The 19,821-nt window shown below is 61.5% G+C and carries 21 protein-coding genes; 7 read left to right on the top strand and 14 right to left on the bottom strand.

Annotated features, from left to right (window positions below; all coding sequences use genetic code 11):
* Positions 1 to 7: 7 nt before the first annotated feature.
* Genes aepX through C2L64_RS30750 form a run of 3 tightly spaced genes read left to right on the top strand, consistent with a single transcriptional unit; the run spans position 8 to position 3,965 of the window.
* Positions 8 to 1,717, top strand: coding sequence for a phosphoenolpyruvate mutase (aepX, locus tag C2L64_RS30760; RefSeq protein WP_007581319.1), 1,710 nt, complete (start codon positions 8 to 10; stop codon positions 1,715 to 1,717).
* Entirely contained in the window at positions 1,714 to 2,898 is a 1,185-nt protein-coding gene (aepY, locus tag C2L64_RS30755; RefSeq protein WP_007581317.1) for a phosphonopyruvate decarboxylase, read from the top strand. Before aepX ends, aepY begins: the two co-directional genes overlap by 4 nt.
* Entirely contained in the window at positions 2,898 to 3,965 is a 1,068-nt protein-coding gene (locus tag C2L64_RS30750) for a 2-aminoethylphosphonate aminotransferase (protein ID WP_007581316.1), read from the top strand. The genes aepY and C2L64_RS30750 overlap by 1 nt, the downstream gene beginning before the upstream one ends.
* A gap of 821 nt (positions 3,966 to 4,786) precedes the next feature.
* Here the strand turns inward: C2L64_RS30750 and C2L64_RS30745 are convergent.
* From C2L64_RS30745 to C2L64_RS30710, 8 genes are all read right to left on the bottom strand, one after another.
* Complete coding sequence (locus C2L64_RS30745) at positions 4,787 to 6,025, bottom strand: porin (RefSeq protein ID WP_103153731.1); 1,239 nt, start codon at positions 6,023 to 6,025, stop codon at positions 4,787 to 4,789.
* 118 nt (positions 6,026 to 6,143) lie between these two features.
* On the bottom strand, positions 6,144 to 7,649 hold the full coding sequence (locus C2L64_RS30740; RefSeq protein ID WP_007581313.1) for an aldehyde dehydrogenase family protein: 1,506 nt from the start codon (positions 7,647 to 7,649) through the stop codon (positions 6,144 to 6,146).
* A gap of 25 nt (positions 7,650 to 7,674) precedes the next feature.
* Entirely contained in the window at positions 7,675 to 8,238 is a 564-nt protein-coding gene (locus C2L64_RS30735) for a c-type cytochrome (protein WP_007581311.1), read from the bottom strand.
* Positions 8,235 to 8,732, bottom strand: a complete 498-nt coding sequence (locus C2L64_RS30730) for a c-type cytochrome (protein ID WP_007581309.1) — start codon at positions 8,730 to 8,732, stop codon at positions 8,235 to 8,237. Before C2L64_RS30730 ends, C2L64_RS30735 begins: the two co-directional genes overlap by 4 nt.
* A complete protein-coding gene (locus C2L64_RS30725; RefSeq protein ID WP_007581308.1) occupies positions 8,729 to 9,274 on the bottom strand; it encodes a methylamine dehydrogenase light chain in 546 nt (181 codons plus the stop codon). Before C2L64_RS30725 ends, C2L64_RS30730 begins: the two co-directional genes overlap by 4 nt.
* A 40-nt stretch (positions 9,275 to 9,314) precedes the next feature.
* On the bottom strand, positions 9,315 to 9,932 hold the full coding sequence (gene mauD, locus C2L64_RS30720; protein ID WP_007581305.1) for a methylamine dehydrogenase accessory protein MauD: 618 nt from the start codon (positions 9,930 to 9,932) through the stop codon (positions 9,315 to 9,317).
* Positions 9,929 to 10,495 carry a MauE/DoxX family redox-associated membrane protein gene (locus C2L64_RS30715; RefSeq protein ID WP_007581303.1) on the bottom strand — a complete coding sequence of 189 codons (567 nt, stop codon included), beginning with the start codon at positions 10,493 to 10,495 and terminating at the stop codon, positions 9,929 to 9,931. The genes mauD and C2L64_RS30715 overlap by 4 nt, the downstream gene beginning before the upstream one ends.
* A 7-nt stretch (positions 10,496 to 10,502) precedes the next feature.
* Complete coding sequence (locus C2L64_RS30710; RefSeq protein WP_007581301.1) at positions 10,503 to 11,660, bottom strand: amine dehydrogenase large subunit; 1,158 nt, start codon at positions 11,658 to 11,660, stop codon at positions 10,503 to 10,505.
* 319 nt (positions 11,661 to 11,979) lie between these two features.
* Between C2L64_RS30710 and C2L64_RS30705 the strand changes: the two genes are divergently transcribed.
* Both C2L64_RS30705 and C2L64_RS30700 read left to right on the top strand, forming a co-directional pair.
* Positions 11,980 to 12,333 carry a hypothetical protein gene (locus tag C2L64_RS30705; protein WP_236674229.1) on the top strand — a complete coding sequence of 118 codons (354 nt, stop codon included), beginning with the start codon at positions 11,980 to 11,982 and terminating at the stop codon, positions 12,331 to 12,333.
* A gap of 151 nt (positions 12,334 to 12,484) precedes the next feature.
* Positions 12,485 to 12,913, top strand: a complete 429-nt coding sequence (locus C2L64_RS30700) for an ACT domain-containing protein (protein ID WP_039900341.1) — start codon at positions 12,485 to 12,487, stop codon at positions 12,911 to 12,913.
* Between the two features lie 333 nt (positions 12,914 to 13,246).
* On the opposite strand, the gene C2L64_RS30695 is transcribed toward C2L64_RS30700, so the two are convergent.
* Positions 13,247 to 13,810 (bottom strand): PadR family transcriptional regulator, encoded by a 564-nt coding sequence (locus tag C2L64_RS30695; protein WP_007581294.1) that lies wholly within the window; start codon positions 13,808 to 13,810, stop codon positions 13,247 to 13,249.
* Between the two features lie 73 nt (positions 13,811 to 13,883).
* Positions 13,884 to 14,333, bottom strand: a complete 450-nt coding sequence (locus C2L64_RS54245) for a hypothetical protein (RefSeq protein WP_165489477.1) — start codon at positions 14,331 to 14,333, stop codon at positions 13,884 to 13,886.
* Here C2L64_RS54245 and C2L64_RS30685 point away from each other — a divergent pair.
* Positions 14,325 to 15,230 (top strand): NmrA family NAD(P)-binding protein, encoded by a 906-nt coding sequence (locus tag C2L64_RS30685; RefSeq protein ID WP_238554594.1) that lies wholly within the window; start codon positions 14,325 to 14,327, stop codon positions 15,228 to 15,230. The two genes, C2L64_RS54245 and C2L64_RS30685, sit on opposite strands and share 9 nt — an antisense overlap.
* A gap of 289 nt (positions 15,231 to 15,519) precedes the next feature.
* Here the strand turns inward: C2L64_RS30685 and C2L64_RS30675 are convergent, their stop codons facing one another.
* The 3 genes from C2L64_RS30675 to C2L64_RS30665 form a co-directional block, all read right to left on the bottom strand.
* Positions 15,520 to 16,293: an alpha/beta fold hydrolase gene (locus C2L64_RS30675; protein WP_007581287.1), complete on the bottom strand. Its 774-nt coding sequence runs from the start codon at positions 16,291 to 16,293 to the stop codon at positions 15,520 to 15,522.
* 168 nt (positions 16,294 to 16,461) lie between these two features.
* The gene (locus C2L64_RS30670) at positions 16,462 to 17,076 is read right to left on the bottom strand and encodes a hypothetical protein (RefSeq protein ID WP_007581284.1); all 615 of its coding nucleotides are present in this window, start codon (positions 17,074 to 17,076) and stop codon (positions 16,462 to 16,464) included.
* A 117-nt stretch (positions 17,077 to 17,193) separates the two neighbouring features.
* Positions 17,194 to 17,499, bottom strand: coding sequence for a putative quinol monooxygenase (locus C2L64_RS30665; protein ID WP_007581283.1), 306 nt, complete (start codon positions 17,497 to 17,499; stop codon positions 17,194 to 17,196).
* Positions 17,500 to 17,609: 110 nt separating this feature from the next.
* Here C2L64_RS30665 and C2L64_RS30660 point away from each other — a divergent pair, with 110 nt between their 5' ends.
* Positions 17,610 to 18,569 (top strand): GlxA family transcriptional regulator, encoded by a 960-nt coding sequence (locus C2L64_RS30660; protein WP_007581280.1) that lies wholly within the window; start codon positions 17,610 to 17,612, stop codon positions 18,567 to 18,569.
* 317 nt (positions 18,570 to 18,886) lie between these two features.
* Here C2L64_RS30660 and C2L64_RS30655 read toward each other — a convergent pair whose 3' ends face one another.
* Positions 18,887 to 19,738: a LysR substrate-binding domain-containing protein gene (locus C2L64_RS30655; RefSeq protein ID WP_007581279.1), complete on the bottom strand. Its 852-nt coding sequence runs from the start codon at positions 19,736 to 19,738 to the stop codon at positions 18,887 to 18,889.
* Positions 19,739 to 19,821 lie beyond the last annotated feature (83 nt).

Here is a 19,821-nt window from a genome sequence, read left to right as displayed (position 1 = left end):
CCACACAATGAACGCACGCGAACCCTCTTTCGTTTCTACTCTGTCGCGCAGCGCACGACTGCGCCAGATGCTCACCAGCAACGAGCTCGAATTCCTGATGGAAGCGCACAACGGCATCTCCGCACGCATTGCGCGCGAAGCCGGCTTCAAGGGCATCTGGGGCTCGGGCCTCGCGATCTCCGCGCAATACGGCGTGCGCGACAACAACGAAGCGAGCTGGACGCAAGTTGTCGATACGCTCGAATTCATGGCTGACGCGAGCGATCTGCCTATTCTGCTCGACGGCGACACCGGCTACGGCAACTTCAACAACGTGCGCCGCCTGGTGCGCAAGCTGGAGCAGCGCGGTATTGCGGGCGTCTGCATCGAAGACAAGGTGTTCCCGAAGACGAACAGCTTCATCAAGGGCGAAGCGCAGCCGCTCGCCGATATCGACGAGTTCTGCGGCAAGATCAAGGCGGGCAAGGACTCGCAGACCGACGAGCATTTCTCGATCGTCGCGCGCGTCGAAGCGCTGATCGCGGGCTGGGGCATGGACGAAGCGCTGAAGCGCGCCGAAGCGTATCGCCAGGCGGGCGCGGACGCGATCCTGATTCACAGCAAGCTGTCGCGCCCCGATGAGATTCTCGAATTCGCGCGCGAATGGGCAGGCCGCGGTCCGCTCGTAATCGTGCCGACCAAGTACTACAGCACGCCGACGGAAGTGTTCCGCAAGGCGGGCATCAGCACGGTGATCTGGGCGAACCATCAGATTCGTGCGGCGACTTCCGCGATGCAGGCTGTCGTCAAGGAGATCTACGAAAGCCAGACGCTCGTCAATGTCGAAGACCGCATTGCGACCGTCAACGAAATCTTCCGTTTGCAGGATGCCGACGAGTACTCGGTAGCGGAAGAGCGCTACCTGTCGTCGTCGCGCGTGGCGGGTTCGGCTGTGGTGCTCGCCGCGAGCCGCGGCAAGGGCCTCGAAGCCGTGACGACGGACCGTCCGAAGGTCATGCTGCCCATCGCGGGCAAGCCGCTGCTGCGTTGGCTCGTCGACGCGTTCAAGCAGCAGGGCGTCAACGACATCACGGTCGTGGGCGGCTATCGCGCCGACGCAATCGACACGGCGGGCATCAAGCTGGTCGTCAACGAGCGTCACGAACAGACGGGCGAACTGGCGTCGCTCGCGTGCGCCGTCGACGGCTTGCAGAACGACACCGTGATTTCGTACGGCGACCTGCTGTTCCGCAGCTACATCGTGCGCGATCTGGTGGACAGCGAAGCGCCGTTCAGCGTGGTCGTCGATTCGACGACGGTTGCCGAAGCGGGCGCGACGAACCAGAGCGTGCGCGATTTCGCGTGGTGCTCGGCCGGTGACGATCGCGGCCTGTTCGGCAACAAGGTGCTGCTGCGCCGCGTGGCGAACAACGAAGCCGACGTGAAGGGCGAAGTGCCGAATGGCCGCTGGATCGGTCTGCTGAACGTGCGCGGCGCGGGCCGCGAGCGTCTGCAGGCCGTGATGAACACGCTGCGCGCGCGCCCCGATTTCGATTCGCTCGACATGCCCGCGCTGTTGAATGCGCTGATCGAAGCCGGTGAAGAAATCGAAGTGCAATACGTGCACGGCCACTGGCGCGGCGTGAACGACCTCGAAGACTTCCGTCGTGCGGGCGACTTCGCGCACGAAGCGACGCCGCTCGCGAAGAGCGAGGCAGCGGGAGGCGCGGCGCAATGATCGAGGCAGCACAGTTCGTCGAGGCGGCGCGCGAGCGCGGCTTCGATTGGTACGCGGGCGTGCCGTGCTCGTATCTGACGCCGTTCATCAACTACGTGCTGCAGGATCCGAAGCTGCATTACGTGTCGGCGGCGAATGAAGGCGATGCGGTCGCGTTCATCGCGGGCGTGACGCTCGGCGCGCAGAACGGTCGTCGCGGCGTGACGATGATGCAAAACTCGGGCCTCGGCAATGCGGTGAGTCCGCTCACGTCGCTGACGTGGACGTTCCGTTTGCCGCAACTGCTGATCGTCACGTGGCGCGGCCAGCCTGGCGTCGCGGACGAACCGCAGCATCAATTGATGGGCCCCATCACGCCGGCGATGCTCGACACGATGGAGATTCCGTGGGAGACGTTCCCGACGGAAGCGGAAGCGATCGGTCCCGCGCTGGACCGCGCGATTGCGCACATGGACGCGACGGGCCGCCCGTATGCGCTGGTGATGCAGAAGGGCAGCGTCGCGCCGTACGAACTGAAGGACTCGGGTCGCGCGACAAAGCGCGAGGTGCGTGCCGCGCGTGATGTTTCGCGTGCTGTCCCCGCCGACGCCTTGCCGACGCGTAGTGAAGCCTTGCAGCGCGTGATTGCTCATACGCCGGTGAACTCGACGGTCGTGCTTGCATCGACGGGATTCTGCGGCCGCGAACTTTACGCAATCGACGACCGGTCGAACCAGTTGTACATGGTCGGCTCGATGGGCTGTATTACGCCGTTCGCGCTGGGTCTTGCGCTGACGCGGCCGGACCTGCATGTTGTCGCGCTCGACGGCGACGGCGCGGCGCTGATGCGCATGGGCGTGTTTGCGACGCTGGGCGCGTATGGTCCGTCGAATCTCACGCACATTCTGCTCGACAATGGCGCGCACGACTCGACGGGTGGTCAGTCGACGGTCTCGCCGCAGGTTTCGTTCGCGGGTGTCGCGGCGGCGTGCGGCTATGCGTCCGCTGTCGAAGGCGACGACGTGGGCCTGATCGACGAACTGTTCGCGTCGCCGCTGCTGGACGGCCCGCGCTTCGTGCGCGTCGCGATCCGCCGTGGCACGCCCGACGGCTTGCCGCGCCCGACCATTACGCCGCCCGATGTGAAGACGCGCCTGATGCGCCATATCGCCACTGCCGGCTCGAATGAAGGAGCACGTTGATGCTGCTAATGAATCCAGGCCCCGTCACGCTGACCGAGCGCGTGCGTAATAGCCTGCTGCAAACGGACTTGTGTCATCGCGAGAGCGAGTTTTTCGACTTGCAGGACGAAGCGCGCGCGCGTCTGGTCAAGCTGTATGACCTTGATCCCGCGCAATGGAGCGCCGTGCTGATGACGGGCTCGGGGACGGCGGCTGTCGAGAGCATGATCGCGGCGCTCGTGCCGGAGAATGGCAAGTTGCTGATCGTCGAGAATGGCGTGTATGGCGAGCGTATTTCGCAGATTGCGGCGCAGTATCGCATTGCGCATAGCGTCGTGAAGCATGAGTGGATGCAGGCGCCTGATCTGGCGCGGATTGCGGCTGCGCTCGATGCCGATAAGGCGATTACGCATGTTGCTGTGATTCATCATGAGACGACGACCGGGCGGTTGAATGATCTCAAGGCGCTGGCAGCGGTTTGCCGCGAGCGCAATGTGAAGATGCTGGTTGATGGTGTGAGCAGCTTCGGCGCTGAGGAGATCGACTTCGCTGAGGGCACGATTGCGGCTGTTGCGGCGACGGCGAACAAGTGCTTGCATGGCGTGCCGGGTGCCGCTTTTGTGATCGTGCGGCGGGATGCTTTGGCTGCTGCTGCGAGCCGGACTTATTACCTCGGGCTTGTGCGGCTTGCCAGTTTGCAGGATCAGCGGAATACGCCGTTTACGCCTTCTGTTCATGCTTACTATGCGCTTGTGGAGGCGCTGCGCGAGCTTGATGAGGAAGGTGGATGGCGGGCGCGGCATGCTCGTTATCGGGCTCTGGCTGAGCAGGCTCGGGTGGGGCTTTTTGCGCGTGGTATTGGGAGTGCTCTGCCGGCGGATGAGTCTTCTGTCGTGCTGAGGGCTTATAAGTTGCCGGACGGCGTTTCTTATGAGCGGTTGCATGATGCGCTTAAAGCGCGCGGCTTTGTTATCTATGCCGGGCAGGGTGGTCTGTCTAAAGAGCTTTTTCGGATTTCTACTATGGGGGATATTCATTCTCCTGATATTGAGCGGCTGCTTGTGAGTTTTGATGAGTTGATGCGGTAGGCGGTTTTTGGTTTTTTTTGCCTTTGCGGCGCGGGTGGGTTGCTTGTGGTTTTGCTGGCATCCGCGGTTTGCCTTCGTGCTTCGTGCTTCATGCTTCGCCGTTTGATGTTTTGGGCTTTGCGCTGGCATCCGCGATTCGTTAGCTTGCTTCAAGCGTCGCCCCTGTGCGGGGCGGCACCTACTTTTCTTTGCCGCCGCAAAGAAAAGTAGGCAAAAGAAAGCGGCTAACACCGCCAGCTCTTGTGTTTGCCTGAGGGCCCTCAAACGGTCCCACACTTCACACGGCAATCACGTGACTCATGTTCGTTGCCAACGCTCTGAATTGACGCCTCACCCGCTTCACGCGTCCGCGTCACACACGCCATGCCAGATATTCCACGGCCGCCCAGGTGGCAAACTGTGTGTAGGCCGTAGCACCTCACACGCCTCGCTTCGGACCGATAGCGCATGCGTCCCACCCTGTAAGAGCGCCAAGCTATACGCCGCGACAACCTACACACTGTTTGCCACCTGGGCGGCAGAAACCATTCGCTGCCGCTAGTTCTTGTGTCGGTGTCTGAAGTGGGTGAGGCGCTCGTTCAGCGCGTTGGCAACGCACGCGAACAAGGACGTTGCCGTGTGAAGCGTAGGACCGGTTGGGGGCCCTCAGGCAAGAAGAAATGTTGGCGGTGTTAGCCGCTTTCTTTTGCCTACTTTTCTTTGCGGCGGCAAAGAAAAGTAGGTGCCGCCCCGCACAGGGGCGACGCTTGAAGCACGAAGGCAAAACGCGGATGCCAGCGAAAAGGCAAGAACAACCCCCCGTCGCAGACAACAAAAAAAACTCAGAAATTGTGCTTCAGCCCAACAGTCACAGACACCTGCCTATCTGTAGTGGAATTCGGCAAATTAGGAATCTGCGCATAATTCACGCTCTGTCCGGTGACAGGATCAGTCCCAATCCCACTGCCAGCGGCTTTCTGGAAGATTCCAACCGCATACAACGTCGTCCGTTTGGACAAACTATACGTCGCCCCAAGATTGACCTGATGAAATTTCGGCGACCCGCTGACATCAGTCTTCATCGAGTTATAGATATACGCGGCCCCAAGCGTAAAGGCAGGCGACAAAGCATACGTCGCATTCACCTCAACGATATCGAACCGCACATCCGCGCCTTGCGGCTGAGTGGCGCTCGCAAAATACTGACTATCGTCAAGCCGTGTATGCGTATAAACAAGTCCAAAAGTCGCCGGCCCGAAGCTATAAGACCCACCCACACCAAACGCCTTCAACGAATGCGCATTCTGCAACTCGCAATACATCGCAGTCGGATTCGAGCACGCAAAATCCCCGATATAACCTTGCTCGCCGCCTAACGCAGCATCGAGCGGATTATTCAGATCGAGATAACCGACCCAGAACGAGAAGGGCGCATTGTTATAACTTGCGGAAACCGCCCAACCACGCTTCTGCGAAAAATCTCCCGCAACACCACCCAGCGAATACGTGCCGCTAGCCGAGAAACCCGCAATAGTCGGACTGACATACTGCACAGCATTATTCAGATTAAGCGCAGCATTCAGATTATCGACGTCGCCGATATGCGCCCCATACAACGTGGCCCACGTATTACTGGAAGCATACGGCGCGAGCGCATTCGTGTACGAGTCGAACTGGCGGCCAAACGTCAGCGTCCCGTATTGCTCATTGGTCAGCCCGACCCACGCGTTCTGATTGAAGAGCGTGCCGCCCTGCACGAAATTGCCGCTGCCCGTAAAGAAGCTGTTCTCGAGCTTGAAGGTCACCGACGTGCCGCCGCCAATATCCTCACTCCCAGTCAACCCGAAACGTGAAGGCGCAGAATTCCCACCCGTGAACTGAAAATTGTGTCCGCCGCCGACACTGCCATCCGCATGCGTGACCTGCTGGTTGTTCGTGTACGTGATGCCCGCATCGACATCGCCATACAACGTGACGCTGCTCTCCGCATGCGCCATGCCGGGCGCGGCGATCGCAGCCATTGCGCCGGCGAGCGCGGCCACCGCCGCCGCGATCGTGCGCGGCGTCGTCCGATGTTTCATGTCTCTTCCCCTTTGTCTTATGTGTCTGCTTCGTGAGCGTGCGATCCGGCTGCCTTGCCGATGCGTGAAGCCCAAAGCCAAAAGCCAAAAGCGCTTCGGCAAGGCAGCGCGAGAACGCTTACGCGTAATTGATCATCACGGACTTGCTTTCCGTGTACTGCTCGATAACCGCGCGTCCCAGTTCGCGGCCGAAGCCCGATTGCTTCATGCCGCCAAACGGCAGCGCGTTGTCGAGCAGCGAGTGGCAATTGACCCACACCGTGCCCGCCGCAATGCGCGGAATCAGCTTGTGAACGGCCGACATGTCGTTCGACCAGATGCTCGCGCCGAGACCATACGGTGTGTCGTTGGCGAGTTGCACGGCGCTGTCGATATCGTCGAAAGGCATCGCGACCAGCACCGGCCCGAAGATCTCTTCGCGCACCACGCGCATCGTGTGGTTCGTGTCGACCATCACGGTCGGCTCGACGAAGAAGCCCGGCTTGTCGATGATCTTGCCGCCCGCCGCGGCGCGCGCGCCTTCCGCGAAGCCCGAGTCGATGTAGCCGCACACGCGCTCGCGCTGTTTCGCGGAGACTAGCGGGCCAATCAGCGTCGACGGGTCCATGCCCGCGCCGACCTTCAGGCTCTTCGCAATCTGCGCAACACCGTCGATCACCTTGTCGAACACCTTGCTGTGGATATAGACGCGCGAGCCCGCCGTGCACACCTGCCCCGAGTTGAAGAAGATCGCGTTCGCAACGCCTTGCGCAGCCTTGTCGATATCGACGTCGGGCAGCACGATCACAGGCGACTTGCCGCCCAGTTCGAGCGACATGCGCGTCATGTTATCGAGCGCTGCATGGCCGATCAGCTTGCCTGTCTGCGTCGAGCCCGTGAACGCGATTTTGTCGATGCGCGGATCGCGCGACAGCGCCGCGCCCGCCGTATGCCCATAACCCGTGACGATGTTGACGACGCCTTCCGGATAGCCCGCCTCGCGGATCAGCTCGCCAAGACGCAGCGCCGTGAGCGGCGTGTCTTCGGCGGGTTTCAGCACGACGGTGCAGCCCGTCGCGAGCGCGGGCGCAAGCTTCCAGGCGGCCATCAGCAGCGGGAAATTCCACGGGATAATCGCGCCGACCACGCCGACGGGTTCCTTGCGCGTGTAGGCGAATATTTCGCTGTCCGGCATGTACGGCATGCCCGCATCGATCACGCTGCCTTCGATCTTCGTTGCCCAGCCGGCCATGTAGCGGAAGCACTGCGCGGCCATCGCTACATCGAGACCTTGCGCGACCATCACCGGTTTGCCGTTGTCGAGCGATTCGATTTCGGCGAGTTCGCGCGCATTCGCTTCGACGAGATCGGCGAGCTTCAGCAGCAGACGTTCGCGGTCGGTGGTTTTCATCGTGCGCCACGGGCCGGCATCGAATGCGCGGCGTGCGGCGGCGACGGCTTGCTGCACGTCGTGCTCGTTCGCTTCAGGCACGCGCGTGAGCACGCTGCCGTCGGCGGGATTCACGACGTCGATCGTGCGGCCCGACGATGCATCCGTCCATTCCGCGCCGATCAGCATCTTCTTCGGCTTCGCGATGAACGCTTGCGTTGCGGCGAGCAGCGGGAAGGTGTTGTTCGTCTCCATGTTCGATTCCTTTGATTGGGGATGTTCAGTAGCGATCCGCGACACCCTTGATACCGCGCTCGTGCAGATCGCGGATCAGTCCGGCGCGCACGGTCGCGACATCGGAGAGAGCGGGGCGGCGGTGCGCGGAGACTTCAGTGGCCGTGTAGGGCTTGAAGTCTTTCGGCAGTGCTTCGTGGTTCATCGTCGTGAGCAGCCAGTTCAGCACGTCAGCGAGTTCCTGATCGGAGAGCGCCGAATTCGATGCGCCCGGCACGCGCATCACATACTCGCGCCCAGCGGGCAGATGTTCGAAGTAGCCAAGCGAGTGCGCGAGCGGCGGCACCTTGCCGGGAATGCCGCCGCCCGTCGCCGTGTGACAGCCCATGCAGTTGAGCACCCAGTGCTGCTGCGCGAGCGATAAGTCCGCGCTGCTTTGCGCATTGGCAGGCGAGGGCGGCACGTAAGTCGCGGCGCACGCGATGAGCAGCATCGATATGCGCCGCGCTGCGCCGATCCACAACGTCACCGCTGAAGCCGCGCGCGCGCCGCGCGCGGGCTGTTGCGCGGGCACGCGGTCGCCGGCACGAGACACGCGAGCGGCGTTCATAGGCCGAGTCCCTTCGTGACGACCGCGCGTTGCGTGTGGACGGCCGCGCTGTCCATCGTCTGCGCGCGGGCCGCCTTGATGTCGGCGGCCGTGAACGGCTTCGCGTCGCCGTGCTGCGCGTTCAGATCGAACACGACGTAATTCAACACCTGCGCCAGGTCTTCGTCGCTTGCGCTTGCGAAGCTCGGCATCTTGAAGTTGTAGCTCTTGTCCTGGACCTTGATCTCGCCGAACATGCCGTGCACCACGGTCGACGTCAGTTGCGCGCGGCCCGGCGCCGTCGTCGAGTACTTGCCCGGATACTCGGTGAGCGGCGGCGCGAGTCCATCCTGGCCTTTGCCGCCTGCCTGATGGCACACCGCGCACTGTGCGTCGAACATGCTCTTGCCGGCGGGGTAGTGCACGTTCTGCGCGAACGAGACGCCCGGCATCGTCAACGACGCAGCCGCCGCAAGACAGGCGGCCGCGATTTTTCCAGCGTGATTCACTTTCATTGCTTTGCTGCTCCAAGCAGGACCGAAACCGAACAGTGATAGTTCGAATTGCCGTTCGCCATGCACCAGTTGATGTCGTTGTCGAGCGACAGCTTGTAGAGCGGCTTCTCGCGTTCGTTGCGGTTGCAGAAGCACTTGCCGCACGAGGTTTTGCCGCAGCAGTCGTTGTACGAGACGATGTAGTCGGAGCCGTCGTGCGGATTGCGGCAGGTGCCGATCCACGTAATCGGCGAAGGCGTGGTGCCCGGCGGGCAACTGCTCGACGTGCCGCCGCAGCAACTGCAGAGCCAGCCGTCGATTGCGCAGTACTTCCAGTAATCGCAGCTCATCGGATCGTCGCTGGCGCCCGATGCCGCAGCGCCCGATGCGCCCGACGCTGCCGAGGCCGCATCCGCTGCATACGCGGTGCGATCGACGGGCAGCAGCGGCAGCATTGCCGAGCCGACCAGCACGCGGCCGAGCTTCGCCATTGCGCTGCGCCGCGAACTGTGCTGCGCGACGCCGCGCGCCGACTTCTCGAACCATGAATCAAAAACGCCCATGTGATTGTTCTCCGCTCAGGTTTGTAATCGGTTCGGCGCTTTAAGCGTGCTGTTCGTGGCGATGATCGCCGTGCACGAACTCCTGCAGCGACGCGACGCCGCGTTCCTTCGCTTCGAACAGGCTTTCCAGATGCTCGCGCGTGTTGACGAGACCCTTCGCGCGCACTTTGCCGCTGTCGTCGAGCAGCACGGCATACGGCAGCTTGCCGATCTGATACGCCATGCCCAGTTCCTGCGAGAGCACGTACGGGAAGCGATCGAGGTTCTGCTTTTGCGCGAAACGCTGGTGCTCGGCGAGGTCGCCGTCGCTGGCGAGCACGATGTTGACGGGCGTGGTCTCGCTCGATTGCAGCGACGGCAACAGCGGCAGCAGCTTCTTGCAGACGGGGCACGTCGGCGACAGGAAGAACAGCAGCGTGGCCTTGCCTTGCGCGTCGATGCCGCCCACCTTCACTTGCTGGCCGCGGATATCGGACAGTTCGAACGTCGGTGCGATCGCGCCGACAGCAGGGCCTTTGTCGATCATCAACGCGCCTGCGGGCATGATGCGTTCGTACAGAATGCCGACCTGGCGAACCAGCGCGAGACAGATCGCGCCGAGCGCGAGAACGGCGATCCACAGCAGCGCGGTGGAAACGGTGAGAGCGGTTTGCATCATGAATTCCTCAAGTGAGAGAGGCGCGGCACGTTGGCCAGCAGCACATCGAAAGTGAGCAGTGTGCAGACGATCAGCAGCACGGAAAAGAAGAGCGTCAGGTAGTCGAACCACACGATCGAGCGCGTCGCGGGTTCGATGAACGCGGTAGCCGCGAGTGCAGCGAGCAGCACGGCGCGCGCGACATGAAACCAGCCGATGCCGCGTGGCGCGTTCGCCTGCTTTGCCGCTTGCGTCGCGGCAAAGCCCGAGCAGCCGCAGTCGATATCGGTGTGGCCGCGCAGGATGTTGAACGCGAGCCCCGCCGCGAATGCGAGCAGCAACGCGACCAGCACGATTGCGCCGATTACGCGCGTATCGGGGAACAGCAGCGCCGCGGCGCCCACCGTTTCCGCTGCCGTGATCGCGATGGCGGCGGGCGCCGTCAACGCGTCGGGCAACAGGCGGTAATCGCCGAGCGCCTGACGGAACGCGGCAGGACGCCGCCATTTGGCGACGGCGCCGAGCAGCACGACAATCGCCGTGCTGGCTTGTGCGCCCGTCGCGAGTACAGGATCGAGCATCATGTCGGCCTCACGGATTGACGAGCAGTGACGACGTATTGCCGACCTGCTTTTCGACGTGTTGCAGCTTGCCCGTGCGCGCATCCATTACGACGAGATCCGACGTGCCTGTGATGCCGTAGAACAGCGGCTTGTCGTCGTCGCTGACCTGGATCGAGGCGACCGGGTCGATCTTCTGCTGCGACAGATCCCAGCGCGCAATGCGCTTTTTCGTCTGCAGGTCGTACACCCAGATTTCGGTGCCGGGGTCCTTGTGCGAGCCTTCTTCGCCCTTGTGCATCGCCACGTAATAGCGATGCAGCTTCGCGTGCACGGCCGTCTGCTGCAAGCCGCCAGGACGCCAGCCTTCGGCGCGCTCGGCGTCCGTCAGCAGCGACCACGGTTTACCGAATACGGGCTTGTCGCCGTGGAAGTCGGCGGTGCGCACCATGCCGTGGAAAGTCGTGAACAGGTAGCCGCCCTGATACGGCGATGCATTGATGTACGCGGGGTCCTTGTCGACGTCGATGAACGCGTCGGACATCGTGCGCTTCGCTTCCTTACCGTTCGCGTCCAGCGTGACGGTGAGCGCCTTGCCGCTTTCGCACAGGCCCGTGAAGCGGTCGTTACCCGACGGAAACGCGAGCACGCAGGCCGCCATGTCCACTTCCGACAGCACCTTCTTCGATGCGACGTCGATCACCGTCACCGATGCGGCGGGCGTGATGTTGGTCACGTAGAGACGCTTGCCGTCCGCGCTGAACGTCGTGTTGTACGGTGACGGCACGTGCTGGCCGTGCTTCGGCGGAATCACGATTTCGCCTGTGTGATCCAGCGTCGCGTTGTCGGTCATCTCGACGACGTCGGTGCGCGTGCCGTGCGAGCCGCGCGCGAAGTACGTGGTCGAGACGAAGCTCGTCTTGTGATCGGGCGAGATAGCGAAGCCCGGCGCGAAGCCGGCGTCGATCTGGCCGAGCAGCTTTTTCGCATCGGCGTCGTACAGATAGATGCGTGCGTCAGTCATCGACGGCATCGAAATATCGACGACGAACACCTCATGCGGATGCCACGGCGGCAGCTTCTGCACGGTCAGTTCTTCGGGCTTTTCGATTGCGTGCGCGCTGCCGATGCATGCAGCCGCAAATGACAGCGTCGCCGCGATGGACGCGGTTCGTCGCCTTATTCTCATGTCGCCTCCGGTAGAGATTCACGTTGTGTGAGGCGACTGTAGATCGACGAAAAATCGGGCCAACGCCGAAACCGGCAAGGCGTGCGTGCCGATTTGGGATATTGGTAGCCTTGCTGAAAGGGATGTAGGGCGCGTGTTGGGTTACGCGTGGTGCGGCTGTTGGGGGTTAGGGTTTGTTTCTAGGCGCAAAAATGGGCTTGCTTTCGAAACGTGCATTCTCCGTTCGGTGTTTGGCGCCCGAACAGACGGTCGAAGCTGGCATTCCCGTCGCGGCCGCCAATTGGGGGTCACACGCAGTTACATAGAGCGGACGCGTAGTTTGACGGTTGACCGTTACGTATGGCGCGATCGTGTTTGCGTCGGCGGGATGCGGATCCACTTCGGACAAAGCGTTGCCGGCCTCTACGTAGTCGACGAAAGTGTTGAAGTCACGACAAATTACACCGCTGTCCCGTCGGAATTCGACAACTCTGATCCCACATGGCGCGGATGCGAATTGTGGCTTGAGGAGAACAGTTCGCGAATCGAATTGTACGGAGAGCTAGGGAAAGTGAACTATGAGCGCTTGAACAGCTACTACATGGTTGGACAGGATGTCGTGCTTGTCGTCGATGCGGAAGATGAGCCGATCGTGAGCGAGCTGGCAGCCACATCATTGCCGACTTGGGAGTGACTGCTTTGGGGAAGGTTGAAGGTCCGTTACGGTTTGACGTCAAGCTTCCGCACCCGGCCGCCAATTCGTTTGTTCGACATTACGCTTCAATGGGCCGACAATCCGCCGATGTCCACGTAAATGATGTGGGCGGCGCCACACAGGAGGTAACGTGAGCCCAGTTTCAGATCTCTCTGTTCTGTTGAAAACATTGGAGCCGGTGCTTAACCCGGGCGTGTTTGTGTTTGCTTCGGTCAAGGACGGTAACGCCATTGACCCGGCCGTCATTGTTGCGTCAATCCGCGAACCCGAGGGCTTGTCTGTCGTCACGAGTGAGGCGGATGCGCAGGTCGGCGGTTTGAATGCCTTGTTCAAATGCGCCTGGATTACGTTGACTGTGAATTCAGCCCTGGAGGCGGTGGGCTTGACCGCAGCATTCGCTAGCGCATTGGGTAATTCCGGCATCAGCTGTAATGTGGTGGCGGGCGCGCACCACGATCATATTTTTGTTCCTCTCGAATCGGCAGCGACGGCGATGCATGTACTTCATTTGTTGCAGACGGATGGAGTCGTCGCACAACGACCAGCAAATAGTAGTTAGTTTCGAATTTAGGATTTAGAGCGCTCACATCAGACTCAAATCAGCCATGAAGCGGTGGTCACTCGGTAGATCGAACGTCGGCTTCAGCGACGCTAACGGATTTTCCTATCCGGCGGCGACGAGAGTAGCTTCATCGGCCTTCCCGCATCCGTGGAGAATGCCCGTGACACCGTAGCGATCTCGCACCGGTTGCGAAGCATCGCTACGGAGACAAACGGTCTGTTTGTCTACCTGGGTGCACCGCGTGCCATTGTCAAGGATGGTGGCGCCTCCCTCGCCTGGTACTTCCATTTGGCAAATTCAAGCTGCGCGCCGGCCTGAATTCGGCCGGGATCAGGCTGGCCTGCGAGCAATCATTTCCGCCACCTCGTCACACCACGCGATATAGGCCTGTTCCGCCAACACGCCGCGGCGCGTCACCAACAGCGGTCCAAGCTGATGCTCGGTCAGCACGGCCTGTCTTTCGAGAAAGAATTCAAGCTGGGCCTGATGGTCCGCGCGCACCGCACGAATTTGCTGCAACGCTGTCTCGCGCGGCAGCAAATCGAAACATAACACCCGCAGTATCTGTTCGTCCTTGATGGCCGGGCGCGGCGAACCATTGGCCACCCAAGCCGTCAGCTCCTCACGTCCAGCATCGGTCACGCTGTAGATCGAGCGTTCCGGTCCTCGCGTTCCCGGCATGCGCTCCGATTTGATGAGTCCGTCCTTCTCCAGCTCGCGCAAAGCAGGGTACACGGAGCTGTGCTCAACCGCCCAGCAATGCTGGCCCGCCATCTGCAGCCATTTGGTCATTTCGTAGCCCGAACGCGGCTGGTTATATAGCCCGGCAAGGAGAACATTTTTCAGTGGTTTCGCCTTGCTTGCCCTGGCTTCCTTCAAATCACTCACTCGCATTCGCTCCTTGATTGCGTCAATGCGCACGCGGAATGACTATGTTTTTTTTGACATAGTCGTGTAAACCGTGTCACTATGTATTTTTCAACATAGACGATTCTATCATGAGTGCGGCCTTCGTTTTCCCTATGTCCCGGGCTGCGAACGCGCGAGCCGTCGTAGCTTTGGCCGGACGCGGTCGGTCCGCCGTGTCGTTTCCTCCGAGCACCAAGGTTGCCTGGGTCGAGGCGGCGCCGGCCGCTGCCGACAACATCATCTGCATCAACGTCGTGCATGCACGCACTGAAAGCAACCTGGGCTTTCGCGCTGCCGGCAAGGTCGTCGAGCGGTTCGACGATTCCGGCCAGCCTTTCCAGAAAGGGCTGCTGCCAATGCGCACCGACCCGGTCTTTACGTCCTCGCTTCCAGTGCGGTGCGTGCCGACGTTGATGCGGCGCAGACGCGCCAGGCTGGCGATTCCTGAGGTCCGTTGCTCATGTTCTTCATCTTTCTCACTAACACAAGGAAGAGAATCTTGTCCCAAGAAACCATCCTCGTTACTGGCGCCGCCGGCAGCGTCGGCTCGACCGCGCGCGCAGCTATCGCCATCCTGCTGGAACAAGGCCATCGCGTACGCGCCATGGTGCGCAAGCTGGACGCGCGCGCCGACACGTTGCGTGACCTGGGCGCCGAAGTCGTGGTCGCCGACATGCTCGACATCGTCGCGGTGCGTGCGGCCATGCAAGGCTGCTCAGTGGTGTATTTCACGATGTCGGTTTCGCCCAACTTCCTGGAAGCGACCACCAACGTCGCGGTCACAGCGAAAAGCCTGGGTGTGAAGGCCTTCGTCAATCTGTCGCAGATGACGCTGTCGCAGATGAGCGAGACAGAGACCACCGGCAGCCCGCAACAGAAGCAGCACTGGCTCGCAGAGCAGGTGCTGCGCTGGTCCGGCCTGCCGGTGGTTTACCTGCGTCCAACCGCTTTCTTCGAAGGCTTGTTCCTGCCGGCGGCCAAGGGGATCCGGGAGGACAACGCTATCCGCCTGCCGTTCGCTGACGGCAAGACCTCTCCAATCGCCGCCGCCGACGTGGGGGCCGCCGTTGCTGCTGTGCTGGCCAACCCAGAGCCGCATATCAGCAAGGTCTACGAACTGACCGGCCCCCAGTCGCTGACGATGGCCGGGCTCGCGCAGGAATTCAGCGGCGCACTGGGCCGCACCATCCAATACGTCAACGTGCCGCCGCAGATCTGGGAAGCCAGGCTCCAGGAGGCCAAACAGCCGGCTCATCTGGTCGCGCACCTGATCGTTATGGCCCAGCTGCATCGCGACAACCGCTACGACCGCATGACCAACACCTTCGAGCAGTTAGTCGGTCGCGCGCCGATTTCCGCCGCCGAATTCGCTCGCCGCCATGCGGCCGCGTTCACGCCCGCCTGATCGTCCCTTCTAACAGGAAACAATGATGGAATTTGTTCTCGCTTTTCAGCACCACCCAACGTCTATGACATCTACGCCGATCCGGTACAGAAGGGCACGCACTGTTTGGCGGCTTTGTAGTGGTCGGTGTCGAGACGCTGGAAGAAGCTTTGAATTCGGCTGAGCTCAGCCCGAGCCCATCGGCCGGGTACACGGAAGTGATCCCGGTCCTGCCGATCATCCGCGCGTAGGCGCCCGTCTGCGCTTGCATATGGCGTCAAGCTTGCGGTAAGCGCCGAAGAACGTTCCCTTACTGGCCAGACCGCTGCGCCGCCTGTTCGATCAGTGCGGCGACTTCCCGCGGATGGGATTCAAACACCGCATGGCTTGCACCATTGATCTCGACCGTAGTTGCGTGAGCGCGCTCTGCGTACATGCGTTCGAGGTCCGGACTGATGATCTTGTCGGCCTTCGCGACCATATACCAGCTGGGCTTGGTCTTCCATGCCGGATCGGAAACCTGCGCCGAGAACTCGGATGCTGCAAGCGGTATCTGCGCATGCGCTTCGAAATCGGCCTGCGCGCGAGGCAGGTCGGGTGCGAACTGCGACGGATAGTCGGTGGGTTTCAGGTAAACAAAATGATCCGGCGTTCCGACGATCGATAGGGGGCCGACCGGGTACTTCTTGCCGTTGTCCCCTATGGTTTCACCGGCGTCGATCGCATGCGCGGCAATGTAGACCAGTGACTTCACGTGATCGTCGTTCCCGGCTTCACTAATGATCGCGCCGGCATAGCTGTGGCCGACGAGTACGCACGGACCGTCGAGGCTATCAAGCACGCGTTTCGTGGCAGTCACGTCGTCGTTGAACGACGTCAGAGGTTGCTGAACCAGTGTCACGTGGTAGCCGTCCTTCGTCAGAATGTTGTAGACAGGGCGCCAACCTGCGGCGTCGGCGAATGCGCCGTGAACCACCACGATGTTCTTCACCGGTGCGGCAAAAGCAGGCGCGGCGGCAGTGACAAGCAGGCAAAGTGCGGCAGCGGCCTGCGCCGCTGCAGATCGTAACGTGAGAAAGCGCATGGTCAATCCTTGAGTAGGGAACACGTCTAAAGTAATTAGGATCATTGAATTAATGGAAACGAAAATCGCTCTAGTCGTCGTAGTTAAAGGCCGACATGACCCGACCGCGTTTGCCGGGAATGGGGCAAATCATCGGCATCAGCGGCCACAGTGGACCGACATGATGCGTCAGAACTGAGGCGCCACACCGTCCTTTTCGACGAACAGCACGTGCGCGTCATAAACACCGCTCGCACCCGGTGTCACCACGAGGAACACCTTCTTCCCTGCCGTCAGATCCGTTCTGCTCGCCGGAACCGGCGTCACGACGGGGACGTTCTCCGGGACCGTCACCGTGCTGGAACCGCCCTTGTATGAAAGATTCAGCTCACGACCGCGGGTGCCGGTGACAACCGACACCACGTTTGCATTTGTCATCGTGCTGTCGGGACCGAAGTCATAGGCGAAATGCCCTTCTGCCGTACCGCGTGCTGCCTCGGGAAAAACGATCATCGAAGTGGCCGTCAATTTTCCATCGCTGCCCGTAATCGCCGGCGTCCCCACGTACGAACCGGTTTTGGCATCGGACAGCCTGGCGGGCTTGAGAGCCGAGACTCCGACGTCCGGCTTGACATCGATCGATACGGTGCCGCCGCTCTTCCGGTGTACGGTCAGCAATTCGCCTTTGAACGACACGATATCGCCGCGAATCCGTTCCGGTTTGACGTCGGGTGTTTGCGCGAAAGACGCGCTCGAAAATGCAATGGCAGCGAACAAAGCGCCTAGTTTGTAATGAATCGACACGAACTACTCCATCTCTATGAACGGGATTGAATCAGGACGCCACACGCTGGCGGACACCGCGGTTGCTGGAGACGGTCTCCAGCGGCAGGACTCGTGTGCTGCCGGGGCGCATACGGCTCACGCCAGCAGGTTCTTCATGCCAAGGACGTCGATCGGCTCGATCGATGGGGGGCTTGCCAGCATCTCGTCGGCGCAGGCCATCAGTGCGCTGGCGATACTGCCGTTCAGGTGTGCCTGGCGATCCGCTTCACTCGCAAAAGCGTCGAATACGCCGAACGTCGTCGGCGACAGCCTGAGGGCGAACCAGATTGGTGTGGTCGACTCCCGATTGGCCATCTCAAGCCCATCGATGAGGAAGTCTGCTACAGCCTGCTCCTTTCCCGGTTTGGCTTCGAGTCGGACAAACAAGGCGTGCTTGATCATCTTTGTTCTCCAGTGCTCCGCATGAGAGGTTCATGCGGTGATCGACACTGTACAAACGGAACGCGCCGGAGAATACTGTCCCGATCGACAATTTTGGTATCAATTCTGCCATGCGAATTTATGTTCTCGCGCTCGAGGGGGTGTTCGATACGGGCCTCACCACCGTGCTCGACAGCTTGACGATGGCCAACAGCCTTGCGCGCACGACAGGGGTGGCCACGGCGGGCTTCGACATCACCGTGGTGGGAATGCGCCCCGAAGTACGTACCGAGCTGGGGTTGCAAGTGCCCGTGCGCGAGGTGCCCGACGCGCCTGCGCCGGATTGGGTCGTCTTGCCCGCGCTCAACCGCACGACGCCCGAGGCGCTTGTGCCTGCACTCGGCCGGGACGATGTGGTCGATGCACTTGGTGCTTTGCGCTCGTGGCGAAGTGGCGGCGCGCGCGTTGCAGCCGCATGTACGGGTACGTTCGTGCTGGCTGAAAGCGGCTTGCTCGACGGTTACGATGCCACGACCACCTGGTGGCTTTCGCCGCTATTCCGGCAGCGCTACCCGAACGTGCACCTCGACGCGCACCGGATTGTCGTTCCCAGCGGCGGTGCCATAACGGCAGGGGCGGCCCTGAGCCACCTCGACCTTGCGCTCTGGTTGATCCGCAACCACAGCCCTGAGCTTGCGGCGCTCGTTGCAAGGTACCTCGTATTCGACTCGCGACTATCGCAGTCTGCCTATGCGATCTCCGATCAGCTCTCACACTCGGATGTGCTCGTCGAGCGGTTCGACCGCTGGGTGCGCCAACACCTCGGCACGGCAATCTCACTCGACGTCGTGGCCGATGAACTGGCGACCAGCAAGCGGACGTTGACGCGGCGTCTGAACGCGGTGCTCGGTAAAACGCCCGTCGAGTACATTCAGGATCTGCGGATCGAGCGCGCCGTCCAGCTGCTCAGGACGAGCGAACTCACCGTCGAGCGCATTGCTGAGCAGGTTGGGTATGCGGACGGCCACACTTTGCGAACGTTGCTGCGGCGGCGGATAGGTAAGGGTGTACGTGAGTTGCGGGCGTCGTGAGTCGCCGTGGCCATGCACGGTCGCGTTTGCGCCTGGTGCTGCTCGACGACGTGCGCGTTCGTTTCGGACTCGAGGACGCTTCGCTCAGCGAGCAGACCGTTATGACTATCCCGAGCCTGTTCGTAGCGGAGACGGCATCGTCGTTGATTCGGTGTCGGATGTTGTCGAGATTGATGCTTCGGGCAAACAGCTGTCATGGAAAAACTGTTTTGCGCGAGTGGAACAAGTCGATCGCAATCGATGATTCCTGGACCAGCATGGATCGGATGAGGTCTCGATTCGCTATCTTTGGCAGCACACCTTGCGCTCGCCCGGTGTCATCCCTTATGCGCGAATGCGAGCACGATCGCGTTGCCTAGTTCGTCCGCGATGCTGGCCGACGCGCCCGGCACCGAGAACATCGTGAACTCGACATCGGGCAGTGCCGGCAGGCCGGCATCCGGCGCGACCGGACGCAAGCCGTGCACGAGTTGCGTATGTACGACCGGCGTCACCGCAAAGCCAGCCTGCGCGGCGGCGCACAGGCCGGCGCCGCTCGAGCACACCAGGGCGATCCGGTAATCGAGGCCGGCACGGGCGAGGGCGGAAAGGGCGGCCTCACGATACGGACAAGGTTCCGGAAACAACGCGAGCGGCACCGGCGCGCCGGACGTAAGCGAAGCCCACTCTGCGCCAGCCCACACTAGCGGCTCTCGCCATAGCACGCGTCCGGGGCGTGAATCGTGGCAGCGTCCGCCGATCACCACGTCGAATTCGCCCCGGTCCATCGACTGCAGCAGTTCGGCAGGAATGCCGACCCTGACGCTGAAGGCAATGCGCGGATAGCGGACCGCGAACGCCTGCATGACATTCATCAGCCTGACGTTGGCGAGGTCTTCGGACAGGCCAACCCGGATCGCACCTTCGCTGGGCCCGCGAAGCAGTTGCGCATGTGCGTCATGGTTCAGCGCGAGGATGGCGCGCGCGTAGCCCAGCAGAAGTTCACCGTCCGGCGTGAGCGTCACTGAGCGCGTGGTGCGCACGAGCAGGTCGCGGCCGGTCTGTTTTTCCAGACGTCGCAGATGCGCGCTTACCGCGGATTGCGTCAGATTGAGACGCGCGGCGGCGTGCGTGAACCCCCCTTCCTGGACGACGGCCACGAAAGAGCGCAGCAGAACGGTATCGAACATGGTCCTTCCAATACAGTGCGAATTGAACTGAATAAGGCTGAGATACTTCGTTTATATTTTAAATCGAAATATGTTGTGATGGC

It is taken from the genome of Paraburkholderia hospita (assembly GCF_002902965.1).
GTDB lineage: Bacteria > Pseudomonadota > Gammaproteobacteria > Burkholderiales > Burkholderiaceae > Paraburkholderia > Paraburkholderia hospita.
The sequence above is the reverse complement of the archived record's forward strand: the minus strand, read 5'-3'. Positions and strand labels throughout refer to the sequence as shown.

What these genes read in the sequence shown, in the direction of transcription:
- aepX (WP_007581319.1), top strand. Translation starts at nt 8, where the DNA reads ATGAACGCACGCGAACCCTCTTTCGTTTCTACTCTGTCGCGCAGCGCA.
- aepY (WP_007581317.1), top strand. Translation starts at nt 1,714, where the DNA reads ATGATCGAGGCAGCACAGTTCGTCGAGGCGGCGCGCGAGCGCGGCTTC.
- C2L64_RS30750 (WP_007581316.1), top strand. Translation starts at nt 2,898, where the DNA reads ATGCTGCTAATGAATCCAGGCCCCGTCACGCTGACCGAGCGCGTGCGT.
- C2L64_RS30745 (WP_103153731.1), bottom strand. Translation starts at nt 6,025, where the DNA reads ATGAAACATCGGACGACGCCGCGCACGATCGCGGCGGCGGTGGCCGCG.
- C2L64_RS30740 (WP_007581313.1), bottom strand. Translation starts at nt 7,649, where the DNA reads ATGGAGACGAACAACACCTTCCCGCTGCTCGCCGCAACGCAAGCGTTC.
- C2L64_RS30735 (WP_007581311.1), bottom strand. Translation starts at nt 8,238, where the DNA reads ATGAACGCCGCTCGCGTGTCTCGTGCCGGCGACCGCGTGCCCGCGCAA.
- C2L64_RS30730 (WP_007581309.1), bottom strand. Translation starts at nt 8,732, where the DNA reads ATGAAAGTGAATCACGCTGGAAAAATCGCGGCCGCCTGTCTTGCGGCG.
- C2L64_RS30725 (WP_007581308.1), bottom strand. Translation starts at nt 9,274, where the DNA reads ATGGGCGTTTTTGATTCATGGTTCGAGAAGTCGGCGCGCGGCGTCGCG.
- mauD (WP_007581305.1), bottom strand. Translation starts at nt 9,932, where the DNA reads ATGATGCAAACCGCTCTCACCGTTTCCACCGCGCTGCTGTGGATCGCC.
- C2L64_RS30715 (WP_007581303.1), bottom strand. Translation starts at nt 10,495, where the DNA reads ATGATGCTCGATCCTGTACTCGCGACGGGCGCACAAGCCAGCACGGCG.
- C2L64_RS30710 (WP_007581301.1), bottom strand. Translation starts at nt 11,660, where the DNA reads ATGAGAATAAGGCGACGAACCGCGTCCATCGCGGCGACGCTGTCATTT.
- C2L64_RS30695 (WP_007581294.1), bottom strand. Translation starts at nt 13,810, where the DNA reads ATGCGAGTGAGTGATTTGAAGGAAGCCAGGGCAAGCAAGGCGAAACCA.
- C2L64_RS30675 (WP_007581287.1), bottom strand. Translation starts at nt 16,293, where the DNA reads ATGCGCTTTCTCACGTTACGATCTGCAGCGGCGCAGGCCGCTGCCGCA.
- C2L64_RS30665 (WP_007581283.1), bottom strand. Translation starts at nt 17,499, where the DNA reads ATGATCAAGCACGCCTTGTTTGTCCGACTCGAAGCCAAACCGGGAAAG.
- C2L64_RS30660 (WP_007581280.1), top strand. Translation starts at nt 17,610, where the DNA reads ATGCGAATTTATGTTCTCGCGCTCGAGGGGGTGTTCGATACGGGCCTC.
- C2L64_RS30655 (WP_007581279.1), bottom strand. Translation starts at nt 19,738, where the DNA reads ATGTTCGATACCGTTCTGCTGCGCTCTTTCGTGGCCGTCGTCCAGGAA.